The organism is Rhizobium sp. CC-YZS058 (genome assembly GCF_034720595.1).
Taxonomy (GTDB): domain Bacteria; phylum Pseudomonadota; class Alphaproteobacteria; order Rhizobiales; family Rhizobiaceae; genus Ferranicluibacter.
On the sequence record NZ_JAYESJ010000001.1, the window covers coordinates 2,201,988 to 2,218,704 of the forward strand.

The following is a 16,717-nucleotide window of genomic DNA, read 5'->3' on the forward strand; positions in this document are numbered from 1 at the left end:
GTCCCCGTCTGTTGCCCGCTCGCCACGCCGTGGCGGCCGGCTGTCAGCCGCCGTTCTTTGCGCCACCGAGCCGATAGCGACGCACGGCCTCGGCCAGATGATCGGCAACCTTGCGCCGCCATGCGGGATCGACGAGCAGTTTTTCGTCGTCCTTGTTCGACATGAAGCCGATCTCGAGCAGGATCGACGGGACATCGGGGGCCTGCAGCACGCGAAAGCCCGCAAAGCGGTGCGGATTGTTGATCAGGTTGATCTGCCCCTCGAAGGAGGACACCACCGATCGCGCGAGGTTGATCGAAAAAGCCTGAGTCTCGCGCCGGGTGAGATCGATCAGGATATCGGCCACCTCGGCGGGTTCGTCGCTGAGCGCGACGCCGGCGATCTGGTCGGAGAGGTTCTCCCGTTCCGCAAGGCTAGCCGCCAAGTGGTCGGATGCCTTGTCGGAGATCGTGTAGACGGTGGCGCCGCGGATATCGTGCTGCTTCAACGTATCGGCATGCAGGGAGATAAAGAGGTTCGCCCCCTTCTGCCGGGCGATCTGCACGCGCTCGTTCAGCGAAAGAAACTCGTCCGCGTCGCGGGTCAGCACGGCCTTCACCCCCTGCTCCCGGTTCAGCCGTTCGGCGAGTTCGCGGGCGAAGGCGAGCGTGATGGTCTTCTCTTCCATCTTGGAATCGACGCCGATGGCTCCGGTATCGATCCCGCCATGTCCGGCATCGACCGCGATGACGAACTGCCCGGGATCGGTCTTGGCCGGCTGCGCGACCTTGGGCACGGCGATGCTTCCGGTCCATTTCTGCTCGTCGAGGAGACCCCGGAAGCGCGCGCGATCCACCCGCTCGGCATCCAGCACCAGCCGGAAGCTCTTGCCGCCGTCATCGCTCTTGACGTCCGCGGCGGTCACCGCGACGGGCTTGATGGCTGTGAACACGATGCGGGCGCTGCGGGCGCCCATGGCGCCATAGCGGATCTCGCGGAACAGGCCCCGGGCCTGCATGTCCTCCGCCTTCACGCCGAAAGCGGTCTCGGGCAGGTCGACGATGACCCGGACGGGGTTGTCGACATAGCGGACCAGAAACTCCGGCTTACGGTCGAAATCGAGCACGACACGCGTTCGCGCGTCATCGCCGGCAATGCGCGCGCCATAGGCCAGAAGCGGCTTGGAAGCGGTGTCTCCCGGACCTGCGTCGGCGGCTGCGCCGTCCTGCGCAAAGGCGGGGAAAGCGAAGGCGAGAGCGAGCGACAGGACCAGGCGTTGCAGGATCGGCAAAGCGAAAAGGCTCCCTCGTGGCGCGCAAGGCACGCATCGTTCGAACACGGCTCGCCCGTCTCCGGCGTTCGCAACGACCTTACGTCGAGACTTACCCGGGCGCGTCTGCGGGCGAGGCAGATCCCATCCATGAAGGAGGATGGTTAACCAAAGCTTGCCGAGCTTGACGGGGACGAAGCGAGGCGGGCGACGCCATCAAGCAAATGGACCTGAATTATGGCAATCCCGGCTTTTCCCTTGCCATTGTGACATGGAAACCATAAAAGCGTCATAGGTTAAAAGTGTTGACGGGATAGAATCGACGACCGGCCGCCAGGGTCTCTCGATCCAGGCGCCAGAGCATGATCCGGACTGGGCACAGTGCCCGCATTTGGCTCCCTGCTCGCTTGAAGAGCGTTTCATCCGCCGTCGCCCCACTTTGCACCGCATTTCGAATCGAGAACAACCGGCGGTGGCCGGACGGTGCTGTGAGCACCAAGCCCGATGATCGGGCATCTTCAACGGGCCCGAACGGGTCTTGGACATTGGCATTCTTGTTTGGTCTTCGATGGTGTCGCAGCAGGATCGGTCGGTAGCGGAAAGACCCGGTAGCACGTCGCTTCCGGTTGCCGCCCGGCTGCCCGCGCATCAGCACGGACCGGCAGGACATCATCTATCCGGCGATCGCCGCGAATTCGGCGGGACGCTTCCTTCGGGATGTGCTCTTCCCTCGCGGCCGCGCCGAGGAGCACCACGTAAATGGCAGAGAAAATGCTTATCGACGCGTCTCACGCCGAGGAGACGCGCGTCGTTGTCGTACGCGGCAACCGCATAGAAGAGTTCGACTTCGAGTCCGAACACAAGAAACAGATCCGCGGCAACATCTACCTGGCCAAGGTGACCCGGGTCGAGCCGTCGCTGCAGGCGGCCTTCGTCGATTACGGCGGCAACCGCCACGGTTTCCTGGCCTTCGCGGAAATCCACCCCGATTATTACCAGATCCCGCTTGCCGACCGCCAGGCGCTGCTGCGTGCCGAAGCCGAGGAAGCCCGCCGCGACGACGACATCGAGCATGTCGAGACCGGCACCAACCTCGGTGACACCGCCGAGAGCGACGAGGCGGACGACGAGGCTCCCCTCGCCGCGCGCGGCTCGGTCGAAGAGATCGTCGAAGACTCATCCGAAACCGAGACGATCGACACCGTCAGCGACACCGGCGAGGCGGCCGCCCTCGAACCGGTCGAGGCTGCGGAGGTTCCCGCCGAAGAGCCGAAGGCCAAGCCGAAGCGCGCCCGCCGCTCCAAGAAGGCAATCGCCGCCGAGGCCGCCGCTCTCGAGGCCAAAGCCGCAGCCGAAGCCGGCGTGGCCGACGAACCGTCTGCCGAAGATACGATCGGCACGACGACGGCCGATGCTGCAGAGGGCGAGACAGACGCGTCCGGCGAACAGTCCGTTGATGAACAGTCCGTCGATGATCAGTCCGGCGACCATCAGGATGACGCGAACGAGAGCGACGAGGGCCGTGGCCCGAACGGCTCCATGGCCGCCATGGTCGATGCCGACACGATCTCCGAGGCCCGCCGGTCTTCCGATGACGACGATGACGATGGTCATGTCGAAGAGAAGGAAGTCATCGAATCCGTTGGCGCCGAAGACGCCATGGAAGAGGTGCCGGACCGCCAGGCCCGCCGCCCGCGCAAGCAGTACCGCATCCAGGAAGTGATCAAGCGCCGGCAGATCCTGCTCGTGCAGGTCGCCAAGGAAGAGCGGGGCAACAAGGGCGCGGCGCTGACCACCTATCTCTCGCTCGCCGGCCGCTATTCGGTCCTGATGCCGAACACGGCGCGCGGCGGCGGCATTTCCCGCAAGATCACCAACCCGCAGGACCGCAAGCGCCTGAAGGAAATCGCCAAGATGCTCGACGTGCCGCAGGGCATGGGCGTCATCCTGCGCACCGCCGGCGCCAACCGCACCAAGGTCGAGGTCAAGCGCGACTTCGAATATCTGATGCGCCTGTGGGAGAATGTCCGGACGCTGACGCTCTCGTCGACCGCGCCGTGCCTCGTCTATGAGGAAGGATCGCTGATCAAGCGCTCGATCCGCGACCTCTACAACAAGGACATTTCCGAAATCGTCGTCGCCGGCGAGAACGGCTACCGCGAAGCCAAGGCCTTCATGAAGATGCTGATGCCGAGCCACGCCAAGGTGGTTCAGCCCTATCGCGACGTGCATCCGATCTTCTCGCGCTCCGGCATCGAAGCCCAGCTCGACCGCATGCTGCAGCCGCAGGTCACGCTGAAGTCGGGCGGCTACATCATCATCAACCAGACCGAAGCGCTTGTGGCGATCGACGTCAACTCCGGCCGTTCGACGCGCGAGCATTCGATCGAGGACACGGCGCTCCAGACCAATCTGGAAGCCGCGGAAGAGGTGGCGCGCCAGCTGCGTCTGCGCGACCTTGCCGGCCTGATCGTGGTCGACTTCATCGACATGGAAGAAAAGCGCAACAACCGCGCGGTCGAGAAGCGTCTGAAGGACCATCTGAAGAACGATCGCGCGCGCATCCAGGTCGGCCGCATCTCGCATTTCGGCCTGCTCGAAATGTCGCGCCAGCGCATCCGCGCCTCGGTGCTGGAATCGACCACCCAGGTCTGCTCGCATTGCGGCGGCACCGGCCATGTGCGCTCGCAGTCGTCTGTCGCGCTGCATGTGCTGCGCGGCGTCGAGGAATATCTGCTCAAGAACACGACCCACAACATCACCGTCCGCACCACGCCGGACATCGCGCTCTACCTGCTCAACCACAAGCGCTCGACCATCACCGACTACGAGGCGCGCTTCGGCGTCCAGATCATCGTGGCGGCGGACGGGCTGGTCGGGGCGCAGCACTTCGCGATCGACCGCGGCGAAGCCGTGGAGAACCCGGTCCGGATCGAGCAGCTGATGCAGTTCGAAGCGATCCCCGAAGACGAGGACGACGATATCGTCATCGAGGAGGAGATCGACGAAGAGGACGAGCCGGTCGTCGCCGAGGCGAAGGCCGAGCGTGAGCAGGGTGACGACCAGAACGGCCGTAAGCGCAAGCGCCGTCGCCGCCGTCGTGGTGGCCGCGGTGAAGGCGAAGCCAATGGCGAGGCCGGCGGTTCGGACGAAGGCTCCGCCGAATCCGACGACGACAGCGACGAGGGTGACGACGAGGACGAAGCCGCAGCAACGGGCGACGGAGTCGACACCACGGCCGGCGAGTCCGGCGAGGATCGCCAGAAGCGCAAGCGCCGCCGGCGCGGCAAGCGCGGTGGTCGCCGCAATCGCGATGAGGATGGCACGGCGGATGCCGGCGATGCCGGCGCCCTTTCGACCACGCTCGCCTCGGACGAGGCGGACGAAGACGACGCGGCTGCCAGCGTGGGCGACGACGATGCGATCACCGAGGTCGAACTGACGGGCAGCGAGACCGCTGACACGGAAGAAGTGGCCGAGGCCGTCGAAGCCCCGCGCCGTCGCAGCCGCCGTGGCCGCGCGGCCGAGGGTAGCGAAGCAGCGGTCGTGGCCGAAACTCCGGACGAGGCGGACGCACCGACCGCCGATGCGGGCCTGGACGCCGCAGTCGAAGCCGAGCCTGTCGCCGCGGAGCCGGCTGCTGCAGTGGAACCGGCAGAGCCTGCGGAGACCGCAGCAGAGGCTGTCGCCGAGACGGCCGAGGGGACTGCGGAAGAGACGGACCGCCCGGTTCGCAACAACCGCAATCTCGATGCCATCGCCACCGAACCGGTGGTGCGCTCTTCCGTCGCAAGCAGCGACGCGGACGGCGAAGAGGCGGCCAAGCCGAAGCGCGGTGGCTGGTGGCAGAAGCGCGGCTTCTTCTGAGAGCCGCCAAGCCAATAGACTTGCGAAAAACCGCCGGCGCTCCCGGCGGTTTTTTTGTGCTTGATCTCGTCGGGCTCTCAGCCGGCCGACACGGCCTGGAAGAAGCGCACATAGCGCTCCCTCAGCCCCGGCTGCAGACAGTCGGCAATCATCAGCGCCAGAGCGAAGATGCCGTTCAGCTCCGTCTCCTCGGCCAGCAGCTCCGTCAGGTAGACGGCCACCTCGTCATAGTCACACGGCCGCGCACGAACCGCGGCGACGAAAGCACCGAGAGAAACGGAGAGGCTGGCCCCGAGCGCCTGGTCGCGCTCCTGCGCGCCGAGCGGCAGCGCCCTGATCGACAGGAGCGTGTAGAGATCGAGAAAGGTCAAGAGGGCCGAATAGTTCTCCGCCTCCGCAGGCAGCCCCGCAGCCGCAAACAGCGAGCGTTTGCTCTCCTGAAGCGAAACGCTCGAGGTCCAGCGGCCGAGATCGTAGCGATAGAGGATCCCCGGTGCATGGATCGCCCGCCCGCAGGCAAGGAGCGTGAACATGACCGCCCAATCGCAGTAGCCGCCGCGCGTCGGGTGTCCCGCAGCAAAGCTTTGCATCAGCGGCAGGAAGATGCGGCTTCGAAACGCACTGTAGTAGAGCGCATTGGTGGCTGGGGCTTTCCGCACATAGTCCAGCATCCGCGCTTCGGCGCTGCTGCCATCGATCGTGAACCGGTTGATGTCGACGACGCGCCCCTCCGCCCAGATCTCCGTCTCGGGCCGGATCACGGCCACGTCGGGCGCGATCGTCGAAAGATCCGGCAGTGCCACCCCCTCGCCCGTCCGGATCCAGTCGTCGTCTCCCATGGGCATCACGAATTCGGTCTCGACGGCAGACAGCGCCGTCGTGAGATTGTCGAGCGGGTCGTCCCCCTCCGGCACGAGGTAGATGAGATGGGGCGAGCGCCCCTCGAAGGCCTCGCGCTTCTCCGGATCGCCCGAATTGTCGGAGATCACCATGCGGCAGCCCGTCTCTTCGCCGAAGCGAAGCAGGCTTTCGATCGAGGAGCGCGCCGCCGACAAGGGGCGGTGGCTCGGCAGGCACAGTGTCAGCTGACGAAGATGATCTCGCATCGCCATGGCGACTCCCGGCTAACCGTTGACGCGCAGGCACAAAGATACTGCGCTCTCAGCTTACCGTTAGAGCGCCAAGCTTAAGCGAACCCTTTCATTGAAGCTGCAGTGTGGGATGAAGGGCCTGACAGAATGAATCCGCCCTCCGCGCCAAGCCGTTCATTCGAGACTCATTTCAGCCAGTCGGCGATCCGCTCCACAGCCTCGGCAATCTCCTCCGGCGCGCCGGCATAGGAGAAGCGCAGGGTGCGGTGTCCGTTGACGGGGTCGAAATCGCGGCCGGGCGTTGCGGCCACATTGGTCTCCAGCAGCATGCGGCGGGCGAAGTCCATGCTGTCATTGGTCAGGCGGCTGACATCGACATAGGCGTAGAAGGCGCCGTCCATCGGTGAGGCGATGGAAAGCCCGATCTCGGGCAGCCGCCGCGTGAGGAGCGCGCGGTTGGCGGCGTAGCTTTCGCGGTAGACGTCGAGCTCTGCCCCGGCGCCGAGCGCGGCCTGCGCGGCGATCTGTGAGAGTTCGGGCGGGGAAATGTAGAGGCTCTGGGAAATCCTCTCGAAGCCGCGCACCTTGTCCTCCGGCAACACCATCCAGCCGATCCGCCAGCCGGTCATGCAATAGTATTTCGAGAAGGAATTGATGATGACGGCGTCGTCGCTGACGGAAAGCGCCGTCGTTTCCTCGCCGACGAAGGTCAGGCCGTGATAGATCTCGTCGGACAGGAAGGCCATGCCGGTGGCGGCGCAATAGTCGCTCAGAGCTTTCAAAGCCGCGCGCCCGGTCACCGTTCCGGTGGGGTTCGCCGGGCTCGCCAGCAGCACGCCCTTGAGCGGCCCATGGACCCTGGCCGCCTCCTCCAGCGCTGTCGGCGTCAGCGTGAAGCCGGCGGCGGCATCCGCTTCGACCTCTACCACTTCCAGCCCGAGCGCGCCGAGGATATTGCGATAGGCGGGGTAGCCGGGCCGGGCGATTGCCACCCTGTCGCCCGGGTCGAACAGCGCCAGGAAGGCCAGGTTGAAGCCCGCCGAGGAACCGGTCGTTACCGCGATCCGCCGCGGATCGACCTCGACGCCGTAATGGCTGCGATAGTGGTCGGCGATCGCAGCGCGCAGAGTCGCGGTGCCGAGCGTGTCCGTATAGCCGATGCGCCCATGCCTGAGCGCGGCCTCGGCCGCCTCCAGCGCTGCGCGCGGGGCCGGGTGGCTCGGCTGGCCCACTGCCAGCGAGATGACCGGATGTCCCGCGTCACGCCGCCGGTTTGCCTCCGCCAGCACATCCATCGCGTGGAAGGGCTCGACCGTGCTGCGGGCGGAAAGCGTGCTCATGGGGATCTCCTGCGGGGCATGCCAGACAAGTCTCTGCCTGTGCCCGATCCGCTGCAGCATCACAAGAACAAAGGGGCGCGACAGCCCTGCGAGAGCGCATCCGATACCCGTGCGGCGGTCGCACCCGCTTTGCGCGCACGCCTGGCTGTGCTAAGCGCGATCGACCCGAGCGCCCCGTCGCGCCAGTTATGAAGGGACTGCCATGCTTGCCCACAGCCGCCGGCCGATCGCCGCCTTGATGATGCTTGCCGCCACGGCCGCCCTGCCCGCTCCGGCCCGGGCACTGGATGACGCACAGAAGAAAGAGATCGGCGCCTTCATCAAGGAATATCTGATCGCCAATCCAGAGATCATGCTGGAGGTGCAGTCGGCGCTCAAGGCCAAGCAGATGGCCGAGCAGGAAAAGCTCGCCACCGCCGCCATCAGCGACAATGAACAGGCGATCTTTCACTCCGCCTATGATGTGACGCTCGGCAATCCGGATGGCGACGTCACCGTCGTGGAGTTCTACGACTACAATTGCGGCTACTGCAAACGGGCGCTGTCGGACATGGACATGATCCTGCAGACCGACAAGAATGTGCGCTTCGTGCTGAAGGAGCTGCCGATCCTCGGGCCCGACTCGCTTGCCGCCCATCGCGTCGCCTCCGCCTTCCGCCGGCTCGCCCCGGAGAAGTATGGCGATTTCCACCGTGCGCTGCTCGGCGGAGAGGATCGCGCCGACGAGGCGATCGCGATTGCCGTTGCGGGGCGCTTCGGTGTCGCGGAAGCAGATCTGCGCAAGCTGATGGTCGATGGCGACCATGATGACGAGGTGCGGGAATCCTACACGCTCGCCAATGCGCTGGGCATTTCCGGGACGCCCACCTATGTCATCGGCAAGGAGGCCGTGTTCGGAGCTGTCGGGGCGGAGGACCTCGCCACCAAGATCGCCGCCATGCGCGCCTGCGGCAAGACCGCGTGCTGATCCCGCTCGCTTGTGGAGCAGCGGCTGCAGTGTCAGTCAGGACTTTTTTTCAGCACGCCAAGCGGCTATAGCTTGCCGCCGAACCCCTGATGCGGCAGCCTGCCGCATTGCCCCTGCCGAAAGCGGCGCCCCCGCCCAAGAGCATGCCCGCCTGAGCAAGACGTCGGATCCCATGCCCATCATCTTCGTTCTCAACGGTCCCAATCTCAACGCGCTCGGCAAGCGCGAGCCCGGCATCTATGGCGGGCAGACGCTTGCGGATATCGAGGCGCTCTGCCGCAGCGAGGGCGAAAGGCTGGGCCTGTCGATCGATTTTCGCCAGACCAACCACGAGGGCGTGCTGGTCGACTGGTTCCACGAGGCCAATGAGGTGGCGGCGGGGATTGCCGTCAATGCCGGCGCCTACACCCACACCTCGATCGCGCTCCACGACGCGGCGCGCGCCATCCGCATCCCCATGGTGGAGCTGCATCTCTCCAATGTGCATGCGCGAGAGGAATTTCGCCACAAATCCATGATTGCCCCGGCGGCGAAAGGCGTTATCTGCGGCTTCGGGGCCCAGAGTTACATTCTCGCGCTCAATGCGCTAAAGACACTCACGCATACCGCGGAATAAAAAGAACAAGAGGCATTCTCATGGCTGACAAGAAGACCGGCATCGATCAGGCGCTTATTCGCGATCTCGCCAATATCCTGAACGAAACCGACCTGACGGAGATCGAGGTGGAGCAGGAAGACCTGCGCATCCGCGTCTCGCGCGCCGGCACCCCGCACTACGTCACGGCGCCGCTGCAGGCGCCTGCTCCGGCCGCCGCCCCCGCGGGCAGCAGCGCCGCGCCAGCGGCCGCCGCCGAAAGCGCGCGGACCTCGAAGAATGCGGTCACGGCGCCGATGGTCGGCACCGCCTATCTCTCCCCCGCCCCCGGCGCCCGTCCCTTCGTCGAAGTCGGCGCCAGCGTGAAGGAAGGCCAGACCATTCTGATCATCGAGGCCATGAAGACCATGAACCAGATCCCGGCGCCGCGCTCCGGCAAGGTGGTCGATGTCCTCGTCGAAGATGGCGCCCCCGTCGAGTACGGCGAAGCCCTGATCGTCATCGAGTGACGCCGATGCCCACCATTTCCAAGGTCCTCATCGCCAATCGCGGCGAAATCGCCCTGCGGGTGCTGCGCGCCTGCAAGGAGCTCGGCATCGCCACCGTCGCGGTTCACTCCACCGCCGATGCCGACGCCATGCATGTGCGCCTCGCCGACGAAAGCGTCTGCATCGGTCCGCCGCCTTCGCGCGAGAGCTATCTAAACATCCACCAGATCGTTGCCGCCTGCGAAATCACCGGCGCGGACGCGGTGCATCCGGGCTATGGCTTCCTGTCGGAAAACGCCAAGTTCGCCGATATTCTCGATGCGCACGGCATCACCTTCATCGGGCCCACGGCGGACCACATCCGCATCATGGGCGACAAGATCACGGCGAAAAAAACCGCCGAGTCGCTCGGCATTCCCGTCGTTCCCGGTTCGGACGGCGAGGTGAAGCCGGAGAACGCGCTGGAGATCGCCCGCAAGATCGGCTTCCCCGTGCTGATCAAGGCCACCGCCGGTGGCGGCGGTCGCGGCATGAAGGTCGCCAAGGACGAGGACTCGCTCGAAGAGGCGATCTCGACCGCCCGCTCGGAAGCGGCCGCAGCCTTCGGCAATGACGCGGTCTACATGGAAAAATATCTTGGCAAGCCGCGCCATATCGAAATCCAGGTGGTCGGCGATGGCGAGGGCAATGCCATCCATCTCGGCGAGCGGGATTGTTCGCTGCAGCGCCGCCACCAGAAGGTCTGGGAAGAGGCCAACTCTCCGGCGCTCAATGTCGCGCAGCGGATGGAGATCGGCCGGGTCTGCGCCGAGGCGATGAAGAAGCTGAAATATCGCGGCGCCGGCACGATCGAGTTCCTCTACGAGAACGGCGAGTTCTATTTCATCGAGATGAACACGCGTCTTCAGGTGGAGCACCCGATCACTGAAGCGATCACCGGCATCGACCTTGTCCATGAGCAGATCCGCGTCGCCTCCGGGGCCGGTCTGTCGGTCACGCAGGATGAGATCAGCTTCCAGGGTCACGCGATCGAGTGCCGCATCAATGCCGAGGATCCGCGCACCTTCGTGCCGTCGCCCGGCACGATCACGCATTTCCACGCGCCGGGCGGTCTCGGCGTGCGCGTCGATTCGGGCGCCTATCAGGGCTACCGGATCCCGCCCTACTACGACAGCCTGATCGGCAAGCTCATCGTGCATGGGCGCACCCGCGTCGAATGCATGATGCGCCTGCGCCGCGTGCTGGACGAGTTCGTCATCGACGGGATCAAGACCACGCTCCCCTTGTTCCAGGACCTGATCAACAACCAGGACATCGCCAACGGCGACTACGACATCCACTGGCTGGAGCAGTATCTCGCCCAGCCGCAGGCCGAGTAGCCCGGCGATGCGGGGCCGCAGCCGGCAGCCGGACGTGACTCCGGACCTGCTGCTGCGGGCCTATTCCATCGGACTGTTTCCGATGGCCGATTCGGCAGACGACCCGGAGATTTTCTGGGTCGAGCCGGAAATCCGCGGGATCATTCCGCTCGACGACTTCCATATTTCCAAAAGCCTCGCCAAGACGATCCGCCGCGCTCCCTTCGAGATCCGGCGCAACACGGCCTTTGCCGCTGTCATGGACGGCTGTGCGGCCCCTGCTCCCGACCGCCCCACCACCTGGATCAACGGCCGCATCCGGGCGCTCTATACGGAGCTGCACGCGCTCGGCCACGCCCATTCGGTGGAGGCCTGGGAGGGGGATTCACTGGTGGGCGGTCTCTATGGCGTATCACTCGGCGCCGCCTTCTTCGGCGAGAGCATGTTCTCCCGCAGGACCGATGCATCCAAGATCTGCCTGGTCCATCTTGTCGAGCATTTGCGCGCGCAGGGCTTCGTGCTGCTCGACACCCAGTTCACCACCGATCATCTGAAGACATTCGGCGCGATCGACGTGCCGAAGGCGCGATATGCGGCGATGCTCGCCAAGGCGGTGGGCATGCCGCGCAAGCGCTTCTGACGCCAGACTGACCCGAACCTGAGTGTGCGGCGTCGGCGGCTATTGCGTCTGCCCGCTGGCATCTGGCGGCGGCAGGTCGGACTTTGCCTTGCAGGACTGCAGCCAGACATCATAGACCGGATGCTCGACCGCGTTGAGGCCGGGACTGTCGGCGAACATCCAGCCGGTGAAGATCCGGCGGATTTTCCGGTCCAGCGTGATCTCATCCACCTCGACGAAGGTGGTCGTCTGCTGGGCCTCGGTCTCGTCGCGGCTGTAGCAGACGCGCGGCGTCACCTGCAGCGCGCCGAACTGAACCGTTTCGCCGATATAGACATCGAAGGTGGTGATACGGCCGGTGATCTTGTCGATGCCGGAGAAGACCGCAACGGGGTTTTCGATCCGGGCAGCCATGGCCGGCACCGCGCTCAGCATGCCGATCGCCAGAGCGCATGAGGCGATGGCTCGCAGGGTCTGCCTGCCGCACAAGCCGCGCTGAGCTGCCATATGAGCGTACTCCCGTCGATCTCCGGACAAGCTCCGGTCGATCTGGCGCTAAAGAGGAAATGTGGCTGGGGCAAGATGGCGTCCGCCGGCCGACGGCGCCATCGCCAGGGACTTAGGAGCGGGGCGTCCAGGCGTCGTAATCGCCCGTCACGCGCGGGCGCTCGCCGGCGCGCGCCAGGGATCCGAGCGGACGATAGGCTTCCGCCGTCCCGGTTTTGTTGCTGCGATGAGCCTGTTCCCATTCGCGCGCCACGTAGTTTTCATGCGCCGGAGAAATATCGGTGCGGTGATGCATCCAGCCGTGCCAGCCGGGCGGAATGGCCGAAGCCTCGGCATAGCCGTTATAGGACACCCAGCGACGCGTCCGGCCTTCGGAGTCGCGGCCACCTTCGTAGTAGACATTGCCGAACTGGTCCTCGCCCACACGCTTGCCGAAGCGCCAGGTGTGGAAGCGCGTGCCGATCGTGGAGCCGTTCCACCAGGTGAAAATCTGAAGCAGAGTCTTCATCGAACCATCCTTGATCCGGCAGCTTTGCCCGCCGGACAGACCATGACGTACTGCCCCGCTTATGGCGCGATGCGCCGCCGATGTCCAGACCGGCGGCCCTGTCGCAGCACTTTCACAGCAGGAAGTCGTGGGCCGTCAGCGCAAAGCTTCCCTTGAGGACAATGGTGAAGTCCTTGACGCCGTCTCCGTCGGTATCTGCTTCCACATAGGTCTTTCCCGCAGTCTTGTGAAAGCGCAGTTCCGGATGGTCGCCGGAGAATCTGTCGGTGCCGACGAAGGACATGGTGAACACCGACAGGTCGATCGTGTCGCCCTGGCTGCGGTGATAATCGGTGATGACGTCGGTTCCGAGTTTCCTGGCGACGCCGACGAAGACGAACTGGTCGCGCCCTGCGCCACCGGTGAGCACATCATCGCCCTGCCCGCCCACGAGAACGTCCTGTCCACCGCCGCCGTTCAGCGTGTCATTGCCGCGAAAACCATCGATATAATCGCCGACCTTGGTGCCGGTGATCCTGTCAGCGCCCCCCAGCAGGTATTCGATCTCCTTCACGTCGGCGCCCGCCTTGTAGAAGTCGAAGACCCTGGCAGCGGAGAGGCCGATGTCGCTGATCGCGACCGTCTCGACACCCTTCACCTGCACCGTGATGCTGGTGATCGTTCCGGCGAGAACATCGGCCAACCGGCCGTTCTTGATGACGTATTTGAAACCGGTACCGCCGAATGCCGTTTCGTTGTCGGCATCCGTATAGAACCGGGCTTCGGTCGGACGCGTCGTGAACTGCGTGTACTGCCGAAGAAGCCCGATCAACAGGTCGGTGCTCGTGTTGAACCCGTCCCGTCCGACAGCCTGCGCCTTGATGACAGCCATTTCCATCTCCGCGAACCTGCAGCACCGAAATGCGCCGCGCAAAGGGTAAAGAAGCAAACCGGGAAAAGCTATCTCTGTTTTAGGGAAAACCGATATTCATGGCGCACGACGCTTCGGTTCGCCTAGCCTGGCAGGTCCTTTTCGAACACGGCCGCCGGCTGCCCTGTCCCGGCGTCGTTTTCGATCGTCGCGGTCTGCTCGAAGCCGAGGCTCTGGTAGAAGCGGATGGCGCGGGCGTTCGCGCTCAGGACCTCGAGGCGCATCCGGGAGGCATTGGGAAAGCAGGTCTCGAGCTCCGCCACCAGATCGCCGCCAATGCCGTGGCCCTGATGGGCAGGCAGAACATAGAGCTGGTGCAGGATCGCCAGGTTCGGCTCCGAGCTCGCCATCGCGGCATAGCCCATGCCGGCCAGCTGCTTGCCGTCATCCGCCACGACGAACTCGGCATCGCGGGTCGCGAGGCGACGCTTGAGAGAGGCCATGTCGTGCCATTTGGCCGTCAGGGCATTCACCTGCTCCACGCCGAGAATCGCGTCATAGGTCGCGTGCCAGGTCTCCTTCAGGAGCGCCTGGACCTGCGGCAGGTCGCGGTCGGTGGCGGTGCGGATGAAGAACATCCGCCTACTCCTCGATGCCGAGCTTCGCCTTCACCAAGGCCTGCACCGCCTGCGGATTGGCCTTGCCGCCGGTCGACTTCATCACCTGGCCGACGAACCAGCCGGCGAGCGAGGGCTTGGCCTTGACCTTGGCGACCTGATCGGGATTGGCGGCGATGATCTCGTCCACGGCCTTCTCGATCGCCCCGGTATCGGTCACCTGTTTCATGCCGCGGCGTTCGACGATCTCCGCCGGGTCGCCGCCTTCGGCAAAGACGATTTCGAACAGATCCTTGGCGATCTTGCCGGAGATCACTTCCGACTTGATGAGATCGAGAATGCCGCCGAGCTGGGCGGGCGAAACCGGAGTCTCTTCAATGGCTTTTCCGGCCTTGTTCAAGGCGCCCAGCAGGTCATTGATGACCCAGTTCGCCGCCGCCTTGCCGTCGCGTCCCGCTGCGACCGCTTCGAAATAATCGGCGATCGCCTTCTCCGAGACGAGAACCGAGGCGTCGTAGATCGAGAGCCCGAGCTCGCGGACATAACGCGCCTTCTTGTCGTCGGGCAGTTCCGGCAGGTCGTGCTTCAGCGCCTCGACGAAAGCCTCGTCGAATTCGAGCGGCAGGAGATCGGGGTCGGGGAAATAGCGGTAGTCATGCGCATCTTCCTTGGAGCGCATCGAGCGCGTCTCGCCCTTGTTCGGGTCGAAAAGGCGCGTCTCCTGATCGATCGTGCCGCCATCCTCGAGAATGGCGATCTGCCGGCGTGCCTCATATTCGATCGCCTGGCCGATGAAGCGGATCGAGTTCATGTTCTTGATCTCGCAGCGCGTACCGAAGCCTTCGCCCGGGCGGCGGACGGACACGTTGACGTCGGCGCGCATCGAACCCTCGTCCATATTGCCGTCGCAGGTGCCGAGATAGCGCACGATCGCGCGCAGCTTGGTCATATAAGCCTTGGCCTCGTCCGAGGAGCGCATGTCGGGCTTGGAAACGATTTCCATCAGCGCCACGCCGGAGCGGTTGAGATCGACATAGGACATGGTCGGGTGCTGGTCGTGCATCGACTTGCCGGCATCCTGTTCCAGATGCAGCCGCTCGATGCCGATCTCGATATCCTCGAACTGGCCCTGGCGGTCGGGACCGAGCGAGATGACGATCGTGCCTTCGCCGACGATCGGATCCTTGAACTGCGAGATCTGATAGCCCTGCGGCAGGTCGGGATAGAAATAGTTTTTCCGGTCGAAGATCGACCGCGTGTTGATCTGGGCTTTGAGCCCGAGACCGGTGCGCACTGCCTGGCGGACGCATTCCTCGTTGATGACCGGCAGCATGCCGGGCATGGCGGCATCGACCAGCGAGACATTCGCATTGGCCGGCTGGCCGAACTCGGTCGAGGCGCCGGAGAAGAGCTTGGAGCGGCTTGTGACCTGGGCATGCACCTCCATGCCGATGATCACCTCCCAATCGCCGGTCGCACCGGGGATGAAGCGTTTCGGATCGGGGGTGCGGACATCGACAATCGTCATGGCGGCTCTCGGTTCTTTCGCAGTCGGACAGCCGGTTCGGTAAAACATCTGACAGGGTGGCGCAAGGCTTGCCGCCGATCGCCTTGTCCGCTCGATCCGTTCCGCGCAGGATCCGCCTAGCTGCGGACCACCATCGTCCGCGCGTCGAAGGGGCGCAGGGAAAAGGGCCGACCCGAGACCGTGGTCGCGTGGCGGATCTCGCCCAGCGCGAATTCGCGCATCTCCCCCTTGTGCATGCCGAACAGGGTCCGCTCGTCGATCTTGCTGACATCGACGACATAAGCGCGTGCTTCGCCGTTCTCGATGATTTCGAAGACTACCTGCACTGTGATGCTCTCCGTTGAGCCTCGCCCCCAAGATGCCAATACGCTTATAAAGACAGGACTGTCAATTTCGGCTCCCTTAGCAAGCCTCGCCATTGCGGTCGCCAACCGGCGTGGTTTCGCAGGCCGGGATCAGGGGCGAGTCGCTTCCTGCAGCGCCTTGCGAAGGCCGATCTGTTCGACATCGCGGTCGAGCCGCTGAGCATAGCGGGTCGAAAGCCAGGCAATGCGATAGCCGCGCTGCTGGAAGAAGGCGATGGCGGCGCGGTTGTCGGCATGCGAGCTCACCTCGGCGGTTTCGAAGCCATCGGCAGCAATCTCGGCCTCGATCTGCGTCATCAACAGGCTGCCGATGCCCTGCCGCTGGGCCTCCGGCCGTATCCAGAGGTCCGTCACCGTCCCGTCCGGTCGCTCGCAGGCGGCCCAGCCGAGCAATTGGCCGCCCTGTTCTGCGACCCTTATGCGCGACCAGCCTGATCCCGCAAAGGAGAGAAAGGCCAGTTGCGCAACGCGACGCAGGCCATCGCGCTCGGCCTGCGACGCGGCGCCGAGGATCGCCTGCTCCCAAGCGATAAGCCCGATCTCGGCAAGACGCGGAACCTCCCGCTCGAAAGCCGTCCTCACCGTAATCACCGCCGCCCTGCTCCCTCTATCTCGGCTTGCAAGCCAAACAGCCTGCCACGCGACACTATGGCCTTCAAGGACGATCCACCGACGCAGCGGGCGGCCACAGGCTCGATCATACATCGCTCATACGGCAATTGACACAAAAGCGTGATCTGCGCAGGCTATGGCCCGTGATCGCGCCGG

The 16,717-nt window shown here is 64.7% G+C and carries 16 protein-coding genes; 6 read left to right on the forward strand and 10 right to left on the reverse strand.

Features of this window, described 5'->3' with window-relative positions; genetic code table 11:
* Nucleotides 1-43 precede the first annotated feature (43 nt).
* Nucleotides 44-1,318 (reverse strand): N-acetylmuramoyl-L-alanine amidase, encoded by a 1,275-nt coding sequence (locus U8330_RS10585; protein ID WP_416236841.1) that lies wholly within the window; start codon nt 1,316-1,318, stop codon nt 44-46.
* A gap of 690 nt (nt 1,319-2,008) precedes the next feature.
* On the opposite strand from U8330_RS10585, the gene U8330_RS10590 reads away from it, so the two are divergent.
* On the forward strand, nt 2,009-5,116 hold the full coding sequence (locus U8330_RS10590; protein WP_323105247.1) for an Rne/Rng family ribonuclease: 3,108 nt from the start codon (nt 2,009-2,011) through the stop codon (nt 5,114-5,116).
* Between the two features lie 77 nt (nt 5,117-5,193).
* Here the strand turns inward: U8330_RS10590 and U8330_RS10595 are convergent, their stop codons facing one another.
* On the reverse strand, nt 5,194-6,228 hold the full coding sequence (locus U8330_RS10595) for a hypothetical protein (protein WP_323105248.1): 1,035 nt from the start codon (nt 6,226-6,228) through the stop codon (nt 5,194-5,196).
* Nucleotides 6,229-6,392: 164 nt separating this feature from the next.
* Entirely contained in the window at nt 6,393-7,547 is a 1,155-nt protein-coding gene (locus tag U8330_RS10600) for a pyridoxal phosphate-dependent aminotransferase (protein WP_323105249.1), read from the reverse strand.
* A gap of 202 nt (nt 7,548-7,749) precedes the next feature.
* Between U8330_RS10600 and U8330_RS10605 the strand changes: the two genes are divergently transcribed.
* From U8330_RS10605 to aat, 5 genes are all read left to right on the forward strand, one after another.
* Nucleotides 7,750-8,514, forward strand: coding sequence for a DsbA family protein (locus U8330_RS10605; protein ID WP_323105250.1), 765 nt, complete (start codon nt 7,750-7,752; stop codon nt 8,512-8,514).
* 172 nt (nt 8,515-8,686) lie between these two features.
* Nucleotides 8,687-9,130 (forward strand): type II 3-dehydroquinate dehydratase, encoded by a 444-nt coding sequence (gene aroQ / locus U8330_RS10610; RefSeq protein WP_323105251.1) that lies wholly within the window; start codon nt 8,687-8,689, stop codon nt 9,128-9,130.
* Between the two features lie 20 nt (nt 9,131-9,150).
* Nucleotides 9,151-9,618 (forward strand): acetyl-CoA carboxylase biotin carboxyl carrier protein, encoded by a 468-nt coding sequence (gene accB, locus U8330_RS10615; protein WP_323105252.1) that lies wholly within the window; start codon nt 9,151-9,153, stop codon nt 9,616-9,618.
* Nucleotides 9,619-9,623: 5 nt separating this feature from the next.
* The gene (accC, locus tag U8330_RS10620; protein WP_323105253.1) at nt 9,624-10,976 is read left to right on the forward strand and encodes an acetyl-CoA carboxylase biotin carboxylase subunit; all 1,353 of its coding nucleotides are present in this window, start codon (nt 9,624-9,626) and stop codon (nt 10,974-10,976) included.
* A gap of 7 nt (nt 10,977-10,983) precedes the next feature.
* Nucleotides 10,984-11,595, forward strand: a complete 612-nt coding sequence (aat, locus tag U8330_RS10625) for a leucyl/phenylalanyl-tRNA--protein transferase (protein WP_323105254.1) — start codon at nt 10,984-10,986, stop codon at nt 11,593-11,595.
* A 39-nt stretch (nt 11,596-11,634) separates the two neighbouring features.
* Here aat and U8330_RS10630 read toward each other — a convergent pair whose 3' ends face one another.
* The 7 genes from U8330_RS10630 to U8330_RS10660 all read right to left on the reverse strand — a co-directional run bounded on the left by U8330_RS10630 (nt 11,635) and on the right by U8330_RS10660 (nt 16,540).
* Nucleotides 11,635-12,081: a DUF2155 domain-containing protein gene (locus tag U8330_RS10630; RefSeq protein WP_323105255.1), complete on the reverse strand. Its 447-nt coding sequence runs from the start codon at nt 12,079-12,081 to the stop codon at nt 11,635-11,637.
* Nucleotides 12,082-12,193: 112 nt separating this feature from the next.
* Nucleotides 12,194-12,589 carry an NADH:ubiquinone oxidoreductase subunit NDUFA12 gene (locus tag U8330_RS10635; protein ID WP_323105256.1) on the reverse strand — a complete coding sequence of 132 codons (396 nt, stop codon included), beginning with the start codon at nt 12,587-12,589 and terminating at the stop codon, nt 12,194-12,196.
* Between the two features lie 112 nt (nt 12,590-12,701).
* On the reverse strand, nt 12,702-13,460 hold the full coding sequence (locus tag U8330_RS10640; protein ID WP_323105257.1) for a calcium-binding protein: 759 nt from the start codon (nt 13,458-13,460) through the stop codon (nt 12,702-12,704).
* Between the two features lie 122 nt (nt 13,461-13,582).
* On the reverse strand, nt 13,583-14,077 hold the full coding sequence (locus U8330_RS10645; protein WP_323105258.1) for a GNAT family N-acetyltransferase: 495 nt from the start codon (nt 14,075-14,077) through the stop codon (nt 13,583-13,585).
* 4 nt (nt 14,078-14,081) lie between these two features.
* On the reverse strand, nt 14,082-15,584 hold the full coding sequence (gatB, locus tag U8330_RS10650) for an Asp-tRNA(Asn)/Glu-tRNA(Gln) amidotransferase subunit GatB (protein WP_323105259.1): 1,503 nt from the start codon (nt 15,582-15,584) through the stop codon (nt 14,082-14,084).
* A gap of 116 nt (nt 15,585-15,700) precedes the next feature.
* Nucleotides 15,701-15,910 (reverse strand): hypothetical protein, encoded by a 210-nt coding sequence (locus U8330_RS10655; RefSeq protein WP_323105260.1) that lies wholly within the window; start codon nt 15,908-15,910, stop codon nt 15,701-15,703.
* Between the two features lie 129 nt (nt 15,911-16,039).
* Nucleotides 16,040-16,540 carry a GNAT family N-acetyltransferase gene (locus U8330_RS10660; RefSeq protein ID WP_323105261.1) on the reverse strand — a complete coding sequence of 167 codons (501 nt, stop codon included), beginning with the start codon at nt 16,538-16,540 and terminating at the stop codon, nt 16,040-16,042.
* Nucleotides 16,541-16,717: the final 177 nt, after the last annotated feature.

Bases quoted from the DNA above. Each gene is read 5' to 3' on its own strand.
- U8330_RS10590 (WP_323105247.1), top strand. From the start codon at position 2,009: ATGGCAGAGAAAATGCTTATCGACGCGTCTCACGCCGAGGAGACGCGC.
- U8330_RS10595 (WP_323105248.1), bottom strand. From the start codon at position 6,228: ATGGCGATGCGAGATCATCTTCGTCAGCTGACACTGTGCCTGCCGAGC.
- U8330_RS10600 (WP_323105249.1), bottom strand. From the start codon at position 7,547: ATGAGCACGCTTTCCGCCCGCAGCACGGTCGAGCCCTTCCACGCGATG.
- U8330_RS10605 (WP_323105250.1), top strand. From the start codon at position 7,750: ATGCTTGCCCACAGCCGCCGGCCGATCGCCGCCTTGATGATGCTTGCC.
- aroQ (WP_323105251.1), top strand. From the start codon at position 8,687: ATGCCCATCATCTTCGTTCTCAACGGTCCCAATCTCAACGCGCTCGGC.
- accB (WP_323105252.1), top strand. From the start codon at position 9,151: ATGGCTGACAAGAAGACCGGCATCGATCAGGCGCTTATTCGCGATCTC.
- accC (WP_323105253.1), top strand. From the start codon at position 9,624: ATGCCCACCATTTCCAAGGTCCTCATCGCCAATCGCGGCGAAATCGCC.
- aat (WP_323105254.1), top strand. From the start codon at position 10,984: ATGCGGGGCCGCAGCCGGCAGCCGGACGTGACTCCGGACCTGCTGCTG.
- U8330_RS10630 (WP_323105255.1), bottom strand. From the start codon at position 12,081: ATGGCAGCTCAGCGCGGCTTGTGCGGCAGGCAGACCCTGCGAGCCATC.
- U8330_RS10635 (WP_323105256.1), bottom strand. From the start codon at position 12,589: ATGAAGACTCTGCTTCAGATTTTCACCTGGTGGAACGGCTCCACGATC.
- U8330_RS10640 (WP_323105257.1), bottom strand. From the start codon at position 13,460: ATGGCTGTCATCAAGGCGCAGGCTGTCGGACGGGACGGGTTCAACACG.
- U8330_RS10645 (WP_323105258.1), bottom strand. From the start codon at position 14,077: ATGTTCTTCATCCGCACCGCCACCGACCGCGACCTGCCGCAGGTCCAG.
- gatB (WP_323105259.1), bottom strand. From the start codon at position 15,584: ATGACGATTGTCGATGTCCGCACCCCCGATCCGAAACGCTTCATCCCC.